11 protein-coding genes are annotated in these 14,783 nt (G+C 72.7%); 4 read left to right on the top strand and 7 right to left on the bottom strand.

Annotated features, from left to right (window positions below):
- Positions 1-31 precede the first annotated feature (31 nt).
- Together IPH07_32425 and IPH07_32420 are read right to left on the bottom strand one after the other, a co-directional pair.
- On the bottom strand, positions 32-790 hold the full coding sequence (locus IPH07_32425) for a sigma-70 family RNA polymerase sigma factor (protein ID MBK6922143.1): 759 nt from the start codon (positions 788-790) through the stop codon (positions 32-34).
- 88 nt (positions 791-878) lie between these two features.
- Entirely contained in the window at positions 879-1,979 is a 1,101-nt protein-coding gene (locus IPH07_32420) for a hypothetical protein (GenBank protein ID MBK6922142.1), read from the bottom strand.
- A 277-nt stretch (positions 1,980-2,256) separates the two neighbouring features.
- Here IPH07_32420 and IPH07_32415 point away from each other — a divergent pair, with 277 nt between their 5' ends.
- On the top strand, positions 2,257-3,501 hold the full coding sequence (locus tag IPH07_32415) for a hypothetical protein (GenBank protein MBK6922141.1): 1,245 nt from the start codon (positions 2,257-2,259) through the stop codon (positions 3,499-3,501).
- A 91-nt stretch (positions 3,502-3,592) separates the two neighbouring features.
- On the opposite strand, the gene IPH07_32410 is transcribed toward IPH07_32415, so the two are convergent.
- Entirely contained in the window at positions 3,593-4,111 is a 519-nt protein-coding gene (locus IPH07_32410) for a hypothetical protein (protein ID MBK6922140.1), read from the bottom strand.
- A 205-nt stretch (positions 4,112-4,316) separates the two neighbouring features.
- Here IPH07_32410 and IPH07_32405 point away from each other — a divergent pair, with 205 nt between their 5' ends.
- Positions 4,317-5,288, top strand: coding sequence for a fused MFS/spermidine synthase (locus tag IPH07_32405; GenBank protein ID MBK6922139.1), 972 nt, complete (start codon positions 4,317-4,319; stop codon positions 5,286-5,288).
- A gap of 48 nt (positions 5,289-5,336) precedes the next feature.
- Here IPH07_32405 and IPH07_32400 read toward each other — a convergent pair whose 3' ends face one another.
- Together IPH07_32400 and IPH07_32395 are read right to left on the bottom strand one after the other, a co-directional pair.
- Positions 5,337-5,540, bottom strand: coding sequence for a hypothetical protein (locus IPH07_32400; GenBank protein ID MBK6922138.1), 204 nt, complete (start codon positions 5,538-5,540; stop codon positions 5,337-5,339).
- 107 nt (positions 5,541-5,647) lie between these two features.
- Positions 5,648-8,563, bottom strand: coding sequence for a tetratricopeptide repeat protein (locus IPH07_32395; GenBank protein MBK6922137.1), 2,916 nt, complete (start codon positions 8,561-8,563; stop codon positions 5,648-5,650).
- A gap of 104 nt (positions 8,564-8,667) precedes the next feature.
- Between IPH07_32395 and IPH07_32390 the strand changes: the two genes are divergently transcribed.
- Positions 8,668-9,801: a hypothetical protein gene (locus IPH07_32390; GenBank protein MBK6922136.1), complete on the top strand. Its 1,134-nt coding sequence runs from the start codon at positions 8,668-8,670 to the stop codon at positions 9,799-9,801.
- Between the two features lie 14 nt (positions 9,802-9,815).
- Here the strand turns inward: IPH07_32390 and IPH07_32385 are convergent, their stop codons facing one another.
- Entirely contained in the window at positions 9,816-10,916 is a 1,101-nt protein-coding gene (locus IPH07_32385; protein ID MBK6922135.1) for a trypsin-like serine protease, read from the bottom strand.
- Positions 10,917-10,987: 71 nt separating this feature from the next.
- Here IPH07_32385 and IPH07_32380 point away from each other — a divergent pair, with 71 nt between their 5' ends.
- Positions 10,988-13,777, top strand: a complete 2,790-nt coding sequence (locus tag IPH07_32380) for a serine/threonine protein kinase (protein MBK6922134.1) — start codon at positions 10,988-10,990, stop codon at positions 13,775-13,777.
- Here IPH07_32380 and IPH07_32375 read toward each other — a convergent pair.
- Positions 13,756-14,706 (bottom strand): hypothetical protein, encoded by a 951-nt coding sequence (locus IPH07_32375; GenBank protein ID MBK6922133.1) that lies wholly within the window; start codon positions 14,704-14,706, stop codon positions 13,756-13,758. The genes IPH07_32380 and IPH07_32375 overlap by 22 nt on opposite strands.
- Between the last annotated feature and the right edge of the window lie 77 nt (positions 14,707-14,783).

Raw genomic sequence — 14,783 nt, 5'->3', positions numbered from 1 at the left:
AAAAACCGCGCGGGCGGGCGCGAATGCCCGATCATCGCATGTAGGGCCGGAGGCGGTCCTTGAGGGCGAGGCGGGCGCGATGCAGCCTCGACTTGAGGGTGCCCTCTTGCAAGCCGGTGATGCGCAGGATGTCGCCGTACGACAGCCCCTGCACGTCGCGCAGGACGATGAGCAGCCGGTGTTCGGGTTCGAGCTGCGCGAGCTCGGCCGCGATCGCGGCCTCGAGCCGGCTGCCCTCGACGGTTGCCTCGGGGCCGGCGATGTGGCTCTGCAGCGAGACCGCAGGTCCACCGTCGGCCTGCGGCGCCTGGGCCTCGGGGCTGTCCTCGACCGGCACGCTGCGGTGGAAGTTGCGTCCGCGCAGGTACTTGATCCGGTTCTTGCACGTGTTCGTCGCGATGCGATACAGCCACGTGTAGAAGCGCCCCTCGCCGCGATAGCTGCCGAGCGCGCGGTGGACGGTGATGAAGACCTCCTGCGCGAGATCTTCGGCCTCCTGGCGGTTGCCGATCATGCGCAGCACCAGCCCGAAGATGCGGTGCTGGTAGTGCTGCACCAGCTCTTCGAACGCCCGCGCGTCACCGTTGCGGGCGCGGCGGATGAGCCTGCGGTCGCGCAGGTCCTGGCCATCGAGCGCGGCGTCGTCGTCGAGGTCGGGCACCGCAGGGGGCGCGGCTGCGGGGCCTGGTGGCGCGGCCGCGGGCGCGATCACGTCGCCGTTCGTTTCGGCTCGGCCCGCGGCGGCGGCGTCGTCGCGGGCGTCGGATGTGCCGAGGGTCGCGCCCACCAAGGCGCCTAGACTACTGCAGGCGCGCCAAGTTCCGCGACGGCGGGCGCGAGAACGCGGCGGCGTCGTCCATGGTGGCCCAAGGGCGGCCTCACAGATCCGGGTTGATGCGCAGGCCTAGGTTGAACCCGAGGATGGTCTCCTTCTGGAGACCCGAGACCTGCTGCGAGAAGCCGAAGCCGACGTCGACGCCGATGCCCCCGAGCGGAGCCTGGCGCACGTACGCGATGCCACCGCTCACGTAGACGCGGTCGTCCTGCTTGCCACGACCGCGGCTGTCCCAAGTGGTACCGAAGCGCAGCGGCACCGGCCCCGCGACGAACTCCGCGCTGCCGCCGTAGACCGCCCGGGTCGCCTTCTGGAACTTGTAGCTGGTGAAGTCGTAGTAGCCGTCGGCGTTGATGCTGAAGTCGATCTTGTGCAGCGGGAACACCGAGGCACCCCACGCGAACCCGAGCGGATACTCCGACAACGGGCTCAGCGACTTGTAGCGGATCGTGCCCTCGGTCGCGCCGACGTCGACCAAGCTGACGTCCTTGTCGTCGGTGAAGTACGGGTCGGAGTTGCCGGTGAGATTGGTGGCGACCAGCGCGATCGCGGCCCAACCGGCGAGGTTGGCCGTCAGGCTGACGTCGAGCCCGAACGCGCTGAGCTTGCTGCCGGCGTTGCGCGCCGCGCCGGTCGAGTCGCGGTAGCGCAGGCTGGTGTACTGGTACTTGGGCTTGAGGCCCACCGCGAGCCACTGCTTCACGATCGACACGCTGATCGCCGCGAAGGCCTCGTGGCCGAAGCGCGACAGCTCGAAGTCGCGGTCGTCACCGCTGTCCTCGTCGGTGAACGTCACCGTCGGCGTGCCGCGCATGAACAGGTAGCCCAGGCCCAGCGACACGCGGGCGTTGTTCAGCGAGTCCATCACCACCACGCCGAGGCCGCTGGTGCGGCTGCGGATGTTGAGCTGGTACATCGGCTCGATCGCGAACACGCCGGAGAAGGCCATGTTCGAGGGGTTCGCGAGCACCGCGTTGGTGCCATACGACGACCCGCGGCCGTTGTTGCCCAGCGAGAGATTGCGGGTGCCGTCGACCGCCGGCGAGGCGTCGGCGCGATCGGGCAGCGAGGCGACGAGGGCTGCGGTCGCGAGCGCCACGGCGAAGCCGGCGCGACGCCGCGGAGATCGATCGAGGCTGGGCACGCGTGCAGTCCAGGGCAGCAAGCGACGTGCCGCGCCCGATCCCAGCGTCGGCGTGGGGGCCCACGGGGCCTGCGCGACATCTTGGCCCGGCACGCCCGCGTCGACGGCCGCGGTCGCGACAGGATGTCGCGCGCACCGTCGGGCGAGGGCACTGGGGTGCCGACGGCAACGGCAGGGCTCGCGATCGGCGGTTCGGCTCATGGGCCGCGGCAGCATACGCCGGGGGCCGATCGCCACAAAAAAACCCAGCAGGCGGGGTACGCTGGAGTTCCTGACCGTGGGTGGGAACGATCTCTTCGACGTCGTCATCGTGGGGGCTCGCCGTGCTGGCGCCGAGGGCCTCGAAGAGCTCGCACGCGGCATCGTCGAGCGGTTCGCGATGCCCGCCGCGGCGGTGCGACTCGGGCTCGCCGGCGGCGGTCTCGAGGTCCATCGTCGGCTCACGCAGGCCGAGGCGGTGGTCGCGGCGCGGTCGCTGCAGGGGCTCGGGGCGGTGGTCGACCTGCGACCGTCGCGGGAGACCTCCGGCGTTCTCACGCTCGAGCCCGATCACGAGCGCGCCGGTGCGTCGCCACCCCCGGCGCCGATGTTCGCCCAGGGCGGTGACGATCGCGACTTGATCTCGATCTCGCGGCTCGAGTCGGTCGACGACTTCGAGGTGCCGGCGCGGCCGGTGGGTGCCGCGGCGATCGAACGCGGCGCGGGCTCGAACCCCGCGCCGGCCCCGGCGACGGTGGTGGGCAATCCCGTCGCGCGACCGCCCGCCGTCGCTGCCGCATCGCCACGGCCCGCCGCCGCCGGTCCGCGCCCGAGCGATCGCGCGATCCCAGCGGCGAGCGAAGGTGCCGCACCCACGCTCGATCCCGGTGCGCCGGTCATCAGCGCCGAGGCGCTCGGCGGTGGTCCGCGCTCGGCGAAGTTCGCTCCGCCGGCCGCGGGCGAGCGCGTCGAGCTCGATCTGGCGGCCGCCGGCCTCACGCAGGCCCCACTCGGCACGCAGTCGCTGTCGAGCGAGCGCAGCGGTACCCGTGCGCGACCCGAGCCCGAGGCGAGCGCGCGCGCGCGGCTCGAGCCGGTCGACACGTTCGAGCCAGCGGCCGCGCGCAGCGGCGGCTACTCGACGGCGTCGGGCTCGCGCTCCGCCACCTCGGGGGTGCACGCGGCGGCCTCGACCAGCATGCGCGGCAACGTCGAGCTCGCGCCCGCGCGGGGCATGTTCGCCGAAGATCGCGTGACCTCGGCGTTGCTCGGTGCCATCGTCGCGGTCGCGCTGGGTGTGGTGGTCGCGTTCGCGTGGGTGCGCCGCGATGCGGTCGAGACCTGCGATCGACTCGAGACCGAGCTGGCCACCGCGGTGGCCGATCCCATCGGCGTCGACGATGCGCGTGTGCGTGCACCCGACGTGATCGAGGCCGAGCTCGCGGACGCGCTCGCGGGGCTGCGCCGCACGTTCCTGCTGGTGTGGGCCGCGATCGCGCTGCCGCTCGGGATCGGTGCAGCCGCGCTCAAGCGCACCGGCTGAAGGCCAGACCGGGGCCAGACCGGGGCCAGACCGGGGCCAGACCGGGGCCAGACCGGGGCCAGACCGGGGCTAGACCGGGGCTACACTGGGGCTACACGGGGGCCGGATCGGCGGCGACGTCGATGGTGCCGGCGGCACTCATCTGGGTGGGCGCCGTGGCCGTGACGGTCGAGTCGTCGGTGGCGAGCGCCTCCGCGCCGCGCAGTCCGATCCACATCGTCATCGCGAACAGACCCATCAGGCCCAGGCCCATCGCCTGCTCGTAGTCGTCGAGGTGCTGGGCGGCCTGCAGTCGATCGAGCGGGCGACCCGCGACCAGATCCGCGTGCGACCACGCGGTGTACAGCGCGGGCAGCAGCAACGCGCGCCATGCCGCGGCCGCGGCCACCGTCACCATCGCGAGCCCACCGGCGAGGCGCGAGCGGGTCCAGCGCGGCAGCAACACGAACGCCACCAGCGCGGCCGCGAGCACGATCTCCGCCAGGCGGAAGTGGATCGGTTGCGCGAGCGCCTTGGCGAGGTTGGCGTCGACCAGCGCGTCGGCGCGCTCGAGGATCGGCAGCACGACGTAGCGCGCCAGTCCGATCGCCGCGATGGCGGTGGCGGACACGGACAGGCCGAGGGCGGCCGACGGGCGCAGCGCACGAGACATGACGGAGCTCGGGTGGCGGGCCCAAAGGGGGCGCACCTCCACGCTCTCGTGCCGGTAGCACGGCGATCCGGTGCCGCGCCAGAAAGCCGCGGATCGGCGGGGGCGGCCCGGCTTGCGGCCGGTGCGTGCCCGCGCGAAGCTCAGGCGGCCGGTAGCGAAGAGCATGCGTCGCCCTCCGATCCCACGACGTCGATGGTTGCTCGGCGCCGGTGCTGCCGCGGTCGCCGGCGCGTGGGCCTACGCCCCGCGGCGCGGGCTCGCGGCCGGCGAGCGCGTCATCGACGAGGCCCACTCGCCCTACAACCACATCGTGATCGCCGAGAACGACGAGGTCCGCACGATGTACTTCGTCGTCGACGGCACCTACTACATCGAGTCGCGGCTCGACCGTCGGCGGCCGCTGGCGCTCGATCTCGACTACACCCGCACGATGATGGCCGGCTTCCTCGTGCGCCCGAAGGTCGAGCGCCTGCTGATGATCGGGTTCGGCGGCGGCACCCTCAGCAACTATCTATTCCGGCACTTCCCGGGGCTCGAGGTCGACGCGGTCGACATCGACGGCGAGGTCATCCGACTGGCGCGCAAGCACTTCGAGGTGCCCGACGACCCGCGCTATCGCACCCACGCCGCGGATGGTCGGCTGTTCGTCGAACGCAGCGGCGAGCGCAAGTGGGACATGATCATCCTCGACGCGTTCCGCGGCGTGTTCGTGCCGTTCCATCTGAAGACCCGCGAGTACTACGAGCTGCTGCGCTCGCACATGCGCGACGACGCGGTGGTGGTCGCGAACCTCCACAACGCCACGCCGATGTATCCGCACGATCGCGTCACGTTCGACGCGGTGTTCCCCACCGGCTATGCGTTCCTGGCCGAGAGCAGCCGCCAGACCACCTACGTCGCGAGCAACAGCCGGCGACAGCTCGGTGCCTACGAGCTACGCGCCAACGCCGTCGCGCTGGCCGACAAGTTCGACTTCGATCGCATGGCGCTCGCGTCGCGCTGGTACCTCGGTCGCGACTACGACCCCAGCGTGGCCGTGCTGGGCGACGACTTTCCGCCGGGCGACACGCCCGAGGGCGCGGAGCGACACAACGTCCGCTGCGACGGGGACGACTGTCCCTATCGCATGCGGTAGCGGGCCGCGGGAGCACGCAGGCGCGTGCCTCCCGAGCACCGCGGGGGATCACCAGCCGCCGCCGCCCTCTTCCTCGCCACCGCCGCCGCCCTCTTCCTCGCCACCGCCGCCGCCCTCTTCCTCACCGCCGGCACTGTCGGCCTTGGTCGCGTCATCGGGGTTGGTGGTCTCGCCCTTCTTCTCGCAACCAGCGGTGGCGAGCGCGAGTGCGAAGGTCGAGAGCACGAGGACGGGAGTGGCTGCGGTCTTCATGAGTTCGACAGCGTAGCGCGATCGCTTGGGCATCGAAACCCGCGGGCGACGAATTCCCGCTCGCGTGCTGGAGCACCATGGGTTCATGGGTTCATGGGTTCATGGGTTCATGGGTGCTGCGACGGCGACGCGCCGCGGTGTGCGAGCCAGCCGTCGATCTCGCGCAGGTCGTCTGCGTAGCGGGTCGCGTCGGTCGCGTAGCTGGTGTGTGCTTCGACGGCGAGCGTGACGGCGCGGGCACGCGTCTGCGAATCGTTGCTGCCGGCGACGAGGGCCTGTGCGAGCAGGAACTTCGTCTCGGCCACCAACGTGGGATCGACCTCCGCGACCGCCTTGGAGCGCAGCGCGGCCTCGAGCCGCGTGCGTGCCTCTTCGGCGCGCTCGAGCTGCAGCAGCGCCTTGGCGGTCGCGTTGGCGCCGTAGATCGCGTGGGGATGATCGGGCCCCGAATCGTCGTGGGCGAGGGCTTCGTCGAAGGTGGCGAGTGCGCCGGCGTGGTCGCCCGCGGCCAGCTGCGTGTAGCCGACGTTCATCCACGAGACCACGACGTCGGGGTGTCGATCGCCGAGCTCGCGTCGCCACAGTGCGAGCGCCTCGCGGTGATGGCCCTCGGCCTCGGCCAGACGGCCTTGTCGCCTGGCCACGCGACCGAGTTCGTCGAGCGTGGTCGCGACCTCGGTCGAGTCGCCCTGCGAGGCCCGCAGGATCGTCAGCGCCCGCTCCAGCGCGGCCCGGGCCGCGTCTTGGTCGCCCAGGTCGCTCGCGCACAGGCCGATGTGGCGCATCGCGATCGCACAGTCGGGGTGCTCGGCGCCGAGGGTGGCCTCGTAGATCGCGAGCTCGCGTCGATGCAGCGTCATCGCGCCGGCTGCGTCGCCGATCATGCGCAGGATGGTGCCGACATTGCCGAGCGCGACCGCCAGCTCGGGCGAGGCCGGGTCCCGCTGCTCCCAGAAGGCCTGCACGCGGCGGTGCGCGGCGAGCCCCGCGGTCCACTCGCCGGCGGTGGTCGCCAACGCGCCCTCGGCCGACCACAACGCGACCTCGCTGCTGCCGTCGTCGTCGAAGCCGCGCAGCAGGGTGTGGCCGATGCGGGCCCACGAGCGTCCGCGCTCGATGGTCGACATGCGGGACGCGACATAGACCAGCTTGCTGGCCACGAACGCGGCGTGCTCGAGATCGCCGGCGACGATGCCCTCGGCGAAGGCCTGCTCCCAGTCGTCGCGCGCGGCAGTGGTTGCGCCGGTCTCGAGCTCGACGCGGGCGTGCAAGTGCAGCAGCTCGAGCGACAGCGGCGCCCAGTCGATCGCGAGCAGCTCGTCGCGCAGCGCAGCCAGCTGCGGCGCCACGCGTCGGTAGTCGCCGGCGCCGAGCGCCGCGCGGATGCCGGTCAGCTCGGTCTGCGCGGTGGTGATGCGCTCGCGCAGCGCAGGATCATCGGGCATGCGCTGGTGGGCGACCAGTGTGGTGGTGTCGCTGCAGTCACGCAGGTCGGGCAGGCCGCGCGCCGCCTCCACGGCGCCGACCACCGCATCGCGCGTGGGCGTGCGGTACACCGCCAACAACGCCTCGAAGTCGCCGAGCCGACGATCGAGGCACGTCATGCGTAGGTCGAGCAGCGCCTCCGACTGTTCGCCGCGAACGTGGGTCGCGCGGCAGGCCTCGGTGCGTGCATGCTGCCAACGCGTGCCGAAGTCGTCGAGCAACGCGGCGGTGGATTGCCAGCTCTCGCGCGCGAACGGCAGCGAGGTGGCCGCGAACGATGCGGCCAGCTCGTCGCGGACGGCCGGATTCCACGCCGCCGCCAGTCGCTCGTCGCGCTCCGGGCACGCGCGATCGCGGTCGGTCGCGCGTGGGGCTGCATAGGCAGCTGCGGCCACGCCTCCGATCGCGATCGCGACCGCGACGCGTCTTCGGATGCGACCGCGATCACGGGCGAGCTCGTCGACCAGCGCGGTCATGCTCGCGAAGCGATCGTTGGCCTCGCCGGCGAGGCCGAAGAGCAGCACGCGGTGCAGCCACCGCGGTACGCGGCGATCGCTGGGCACCGCCCGCACGCGGCCCTGCATGATGTTGAAGGCGATTGCAGCGTGGCTGTCGCCCGCGAACGGTCGCTCGCCGTACAGCGCCTCCCACAGCGCGACGCAGAACGCGAACTGATCCGATGCGGCGACCGCCGGCGCGCCCACGTGCAGCTCCGGCGCCATGTAGGCCGGCGTGCCGAGGATCGTGCCATCCTGGGTCAGCGCGTCGTCGAAGTCGACCGAGTGCTGCGCCCGCTCGGCGAACTCGATGCTCTCGGGCGCGGACTCGTTGCCGCCCGAGGCCGCACGTGCGAGCCCGAAGTCGAGCACGCGCACGCGACCGTCGCGGCCGACCATCACGTTGTCGGGCTTGAAGTCGCGATGGATCAGATCGGCAGCGTGCGCCGCCGCGAGCCCGCGTCCGGCCTGGATGAACACGTCGAGGATCGCCGGCCACGCGCGGGGCTGCGCCGCCAACCACGTGCGCAGGGTGCCGCCGTCGACGTACTCCATCGCGACGAACACCAGTGGCCCGCCGCCGTCGTGGTCGTGCGGTGGTGCGAAGGTGCCGACGTCGTGGACCTGGATCACGTTGGGGTGATCGACGCGCGCGAGTGCCTGGGCCTCACGAAGCAGGCGTGCACGCACCTCGGCGCCGCGCTTGCGTAGGCGGCCGCGCACCGCGACGAGCTTGATCGCGAGACGGCGATCGAGCTCCGGATCGTAGGCCCGGAAGACCACGCCCATGGTTCCGGCGCCGATGCGCTCGAGCACCACGTAGCGGCCGAGCGCGCTCCCGCGGGCGAGCTCGAAGCCGCCGGTCGGTGCGGCGGCGGGCTCGGTGCGGGGTCGCTCGCGTGCATCGGGTAGCGGCGCGTTGGCGTGCGTGAGGATGTCGGTCGTCGCCGACGCGGATGCCTCGGCGCCGCGGTCGGACCGCGACGGGGTGTCGGATGCCGCCGTGCGATCCGGTGGGGCTGCGCTGTCGTCGGGGGCCAAACCTCGAACCGCGCCCAGCGTACCACCCGGCGGTGGCGTCGCTCCCGGCACGCTCGCGCGGCGGGCGGCAAGCGCTGCGGCGCTTGGCGTATGCTGGTGGTGCCATGGTCGTGCAAGGGCGGCGTGTCGCACTGCGTTCGGGTTGCGTGGTTGCGTGGCTGTCGGCATGCGCCGGCACCGGCCTCGATGGCGGCACCGACGGCAGCAGCAGCGAGACCGGCGGCACCGCCGACAGCAGCGGCGGTGCCGGCACGGTCGCGACCACCCGGGGCGGCGAGACCACGGTCGGCAGCGTCGATGGCAGCGGTGACAGCAGCGGCGCCGGGGCGTCGTCGGAGTCGAGCTCGGGTGCCGCCGCCAGCAGCGAGGGCACCACCGGCGAGCCATTCCCCGAACCGGTGCCCGACGACTGCATCACCGACGTCACCGCCGGTCACCACGCGTTCGTGTGCGATGGGCTGACCTACGACGTCGAGGTGCCCGCAGCGTGCCTGCTGGCGCCCTGCGGCATGATCGTCGACGTGCACGGGCTCGCCATGAGCGCGCAGATGCAGGACTCCAACACCAACATGCGCGCGCTCGGCCAGCGCTACGGCTACATCGTGGTGCAGCCCAACGCCGACCCGGCGCCGCCGCTGTCGAACTGGATCCCCGGCATCGACGATCCCAAGGTGTTCGACTTCATGCAGCGCACCGCGGCGGCGTGGCACGTCGATGCCGACCGCTGGCACTTCACCGGCTTCTCGCAGGGCGGGTTCATGACCTGGCGCTTCGCGTGCGCCCACGCCGACGTGCTGGCCTCGGTCGCGCCAGGGGCGGCGTGCGGCAACGACTTCCCCATCGAGGATTGCCAGTTCACCGACGACGAGTCACCCAGCGAGCCACTCGACATCCTCTACCTGCACGGCACGCAGGACTTCGTGGTGAACTACGGCTGCGCACTGCCGCGGGTCGAGGCCGTGCGCGCACACTTCGGCCTCGACGGCGAGCCCGAGGTCGTGCTCGACGATCCCGACGTTCGTTGGCAGCGCTTCGCCGGCGACACGATGACCTTCGAGTACCTCGAGCACGACTACATCGGCGACAACCCCATCGCCGGCGGTCACTGCATGCCCGGCGCCGACGATCCCGGCGACGCGCCCGGTGAGCTGGTCGGGGCCAGCTGCGACGATCCCAACCTCGTGGTGTGGGGCGAGGCGGTCGTGCAGTTCTTCCTCGCGCACCCCAAGGGCGCGTAGGCGCGTCGCGGCGGTCAACGGTTGGCGGGGCGTCGCCTTCGGCGCGCAGCCACGAGCACCACCCACGGCAGCGCCGCGGTGGCGTCGTGGCGATCGATCGCGCAGCCGTGCGCCGCGGGAGCCGTGGCGCCGGTGGCATCGCCGCTGCTGCCCGCGTCACCCGGCCCGCTCGAGCCGGTCGCCGTCGGGTCGGCGTCGGAGCTCGTGCCGAGCTCGTCGCCGCCCTCGCCGCTGCTGCTGGTGTCGTCGCCTGGATCGGGCGCGGCGGGCCCACAGCTCTGGCTCGCCGCGCTGCGCGGCACGTCGGCGCAGGCATCGGACCAGCTCGCGTCCTCGCTGCCGTCACCGGCGTAGAAGCCGGCGCAGGCGGGGCCTGGATTCCAGCCGCCATCGACGTCGTGGCACGGCGTCACGTCGATGCCGGAGCTGCTCTCGATCCATGGGATTGCCGCGCGCATCAGCACGTGCACCGCGGCCGAGCCACAGTCGACGCCGGTCGACACCATCGAGATCGCGCGCCAGCTGCCGTCGGCGAGTCGCAGCATCGCGCTGCCGCCCGAGTCACCCGGGCAGGTCGAGGCGCCGTCGCCCCCGATGTTCGCGGTTGCGCCGAAGCTGCTGACGATGTGGGTCAGCGCCCATCGTTTGGGTCCGGCGCCCATGCCCGGCGCGTCCTGCCCGAAGCCCGCGATCACGACCTCGGTGCCCGCCGCGATCGCGTCGAGCTCGCAGCCGTAGGCAGCGGGTGTGAGCGGCAGATCGTCGACCGGGGTCGCGAGCGTGCAGTAGGCCCAGTCCTGCGCCTGCGAGGTCACACCGAGGTAGTCCGGATTCACCTGGCAGGCCTCGATGTCGAGCTCGCGCGCGGCGACGTCGGCGTGGTCGCCGACGCGCAGGTGCGTGACCGCGTCGCCGCAGTGCGCGGCGTAGACGACGACCTGCGGATGGATCAGCGTGCCGGTGCACAGCCCACCAGAGGTCTGCACCGCGATCGTGCTGGGCCACGCACACGGCAGCGCTGCGGCGCCGCCGGTGACGCTCGCAGGCTCGCGTGTCGAGGCCAGCCCACCGGGCTCGTGGACGAACGACAACAGGGTCAGCAGGACGACGTGCATGGGCGGACTCCGGGGGCGACGCGCGGGATCCCGCGTGGGTGGGGGATTCTTGCTAGAACCCGAGCTCGGTCATGGGCGATGAGGACGACGATCTCGGCGCGCAGATCCGTCGCGCGCGACAGGCACGGCCGGTGGCCGAGCAGGTCGCGCGCGCCGAGCTCGACGCGCGGGTGTTCGGTGGCACCGCGGCGCTGCAGATCGGCCGCTACGCGCTGCTGCATCGCCTCGCCGAGGGTGGCAGCGGCACGCTCTACGTCGCCCACGACGCCACGCTCGATCGACGCGTCGCGCTCAAGATCCTCGAGCCGCGCGTCGACGACGACGAGCTCGATGCGCGCCTCGGTGAGGCCCGGGCGATCGCCCGCGTCAACGATGCCCACGTGGTCACGGTGTACGACGCGGGGTTGTTCACGCCGCTCGGGAGCGCAGCGCCGGCGGTGTTCGTCGCGATGGAGCTGATCGATGGCGTCGACCTCGAGCGATGGGGCCGCGAGGGTCACGGTTGGCGCGAGATCATGGCCGCGATGCGACAGGCCGCGCGTGGGCTCGCGGCGGCCCACGCCGCCGGCGTCGTGCACGGCGACGTCAAGCCGGCCAACCTGCTGATCGACGGTCACGGCCACGTGAAGGCGGCCGACTTCGGACTGGCACGTCTGGGCGGCTCGCGACCGGCACCCGAGGGCGGCAGTCCGGCCTACGCCGCACCGGAGCGCAGCCGCGGGGTCTTCGATGCCGCCTGCGATCAGTACGCGTTCGCAGCCGCGTTCGCCGAGCTGTTGTTGGGTGGCCGGCCCAGCGATCACCCTGCGCGCTGCAGTCCCGAGCCCGGGGTCGCGGCACAGTACTGGTCGACGCGGCTCGCCGGCACCGCGCCGCGCTGGCTGACGCGGATCGTCATCCGGGCGCTCGCGGTCGATCCACGCGATCGTTTCGCGGACATGGACGCCGTGGTCGCGGCGATCGACGGTGCGCGTCGTCGCCGTCGTCGGTGGTTCACCGTGGCGGTCGCGGCCGCCGGTGTCGCCGCGATCGCACTCGCGTGGCCGCGACGTGGCCCCGAGCCGTGCGCCGTCGAGGCCGCGCGGGCGCGCGCGCTGATCGACGGCGAGGCGCCGCGGGTGACGGCCGCCTTGCTGGCGTCGCAGCGACCGTATGCGGCCGCCACCGCCGACGTGCTGGCGCGCGAGCTCGACGGCTGGGCCGGCGCATGGGCCGAGACCAGCGAGGCCGCGTGCGTCCGCGGCAGCCAGGGCTGGTCGCCGTGGGCCGACGTACAGCGCTGCCTCGATCGCGATCTGCTGCGCGCGACCTCGCTGCTGGACGCGCTGCGCACCGCGGCCCCCGAAGCGGTCGAGCGCGGCGGCGAGCTGGTGATCGGCCTGGCCGATCCGCGCGCGTGCCTGACCGCGCCGCCGGGCACCACCGACGTGGTTGCGAATCCAGCGTGGGAGCAGCGCTTCGCCGAGGCCGAGGCCGCCCACGCGGCGGCGCTCGAGGCCCGCGCCGCGGAGCTGGTGGCCGGCGCGATCGAGGCCGCGCGTCACGACGACGACCCTGCGCGGCTGGCCCGCACGCTGCGACTGTCCGCGGCGATCGCCATCGCCCTTGGCGATCCGAGCGCGGCCGAGCGCGTGATCGAGGATGCCCTGGTCGAGGCCGAGCGCGCCCACGACGGTGCCCTGGCTGCGGCGGTGCTGGTCGACTTCGCCGCGATGGTGGGGGCGCGCGGCGAGCTGGCGCTGGCGCGCCGACTCCTGCGCTGGGCCGAGGTGCGCATCACGGGCGACGATGCGGTGGCGCGCTGGGCCGAGCAGTCGGGCATGTTGTGGGCGCAGCAGGGCGAGCTGACGCGCGCGATCGAGGAGCTCGATCGCGCGCGCGCGCTGACGATCGCCAGCCACGGCGCCGACGACCTGCGCACGGCCAACGTCGACAGCGAGCTCGGCAACGTCCTGCAGCAGGCGGGTCGCTACGACGACGCACTGGTCGAGCACGGCCGCGCGCTCACGATCCGCCGCGCGTGGCTGGGGCCGGATCATCCCCGCGTGGGCGCGAGCCTGGTCAACCTCGGCAACGTCGCGGCTTCGATGCGGCGCCGCGACGAGGCGCTGGCGCACTACGCCGAGGCCGAGCGCATCTACGGCGCCGCGCTGTCCGAGGGCCACCCGGATCGCGCCGCGCTGGCCAACAACATCGCGATCGTCGAGTTCGAGCTGGGCCGCTGGGACGCCGCGCTCGCGCGCCATCGCGAGGCTCTCGACGCGCGTCGGCGCGCGTACGGCGACGATCACCCGCAGGTCGAGGCTTCGCAGCTCAACGTCGCGGCCGTGCTCGAGGCCATGGGCGATCGCGCGACCGCCGAGGCGATGGTGCGCGAGGTGTTGGCGCAGCGTCGGCGTCGCTTCGGCGACGCGCACCCCGAGGTCGCGATCGTGCTCAACAACCTTGGCTCGGTCACCGCCAAGCAGGGCCGCACCGACGAGAGCATCGCAGCCCACCGCGAGGCGCTCGCGATCCGGCGCGCCGCGTTCGGTGAGGACCACCCCGACACCGCCGCGTCGCGACTCAACCTCGGCGACGCACTCGCGCGCGCCGGTCGGCTCCGAGAGGGTCAGCAGGAATTCGCGGCCGGCCTCGCGGTGCTCGTGCGCCTGGGGTCGGCACGCGATGGTCAGCTGCTGTGGCGACGCCTGCGGCTGGCGGAGATCGATGCCGCGCTCGGTGATCACGGGGCAGCGCGGCAGCAGCTGCGGCGCGTGCTCGACGACGCGACTGACGCCATCGACGACGGTGGCGCGGCCCAGCGCGAGGCCGCGCGCGCAGCCCTGCTCGCGCTCGATCACGCCGGCAGTCCGCAGTAGCCCACGTGCTCGAAGCCGGGCGCAGCGGGCTCGCCATTCCACCACGGCTGGCAGATCTGTCCGCCGTCCTGGCCCTCGCACTGGGCATCGGGATCGGCCGCGTCGAGATCGCAGAAGCCGGTGCAGCAGCCACCGCCGTTGGTGCAGCCGGGCACGAACGACATCGGCGTGCAGAAGTACCCGGGGTCGCACGCGTTGGCGAACTCGCACGGCGCACCGTAGCCGCCGGCACTGCCGGGCAGTGAGTCGAGGATGCACACGAACCCGTCGTTGGCCGGGCTCGCGACACACAGCTGCTGCGAGCCGGGGCAGTCCTGTGTGATGGGATCGCAGGCGGTCAGGCACAGCGGCAGGACGCCGTCGTTGTAGATCGCACAGACGCCATTGGTCTGCGGGCACGTCGGCGCCGCCGGGCTCCCGCTACACAGCTCGTAGCAGGTGCCCATGTTGGTGGTCGCGTCGACGTTGTAGCACATGCTGCCGAGGTCACAGTCGTCGACCCCACTCACGCCGCTGCCCTCGACGTTGCACGGATCGCCAGGCTGTCCGCCGCCGTCGACCACCGGCACGCACTTGTTCGCGTTCCATGCTCCGCCGCCATCGTCCGCCCACGGCATGCACTTGGTGCCCTCGGGACAGTCCTGCGCGAACGGGTCGCACTCGCCACCGCCGACCGGCCCCGAGTCACCGCTCGAGCCGCCGTCGGTGCCGGAGCTGCCGTCGGCCGCAGTGCTGGCGGTGGTCATCGTGCCGGAGCTGCCCGCGTCGTCCGAGGCCGAGGCCGAGGTCGAGGCCGAGTTCGTGCTGGTCGCCGTGGTGGTCGCGTCGTCGCTGGTCGAGCCGTCCTGCACGGCGGGCTCGGCAGTGGTGCCGCAGGCGAGGGCGAGGCAGAGGGCGAACGGGGCAAGGGGCGTCGTGCGGGCCAGCATGGCCCGTCAATTCCCGCTCGCGGCCGAAGGTTCCATGGTTTCTTCGGGCCTCGGCGTGGCCGAGGCGCACGTGCCCG

This window comes from Deltaproteobacteria bacterium (assembly GCA_016709225.1).
In the GTDB taxonomy this organism is placed as follows: Bacteria; Myxococcota_A; Polyangia; order Nannocystales; family Nannocystaceae; genus Xiheibacterium; species Xiheibacterium phototrophicum.
This window is presented reverse-complemented; position numbering and strand designations above follow the sequence as displayed.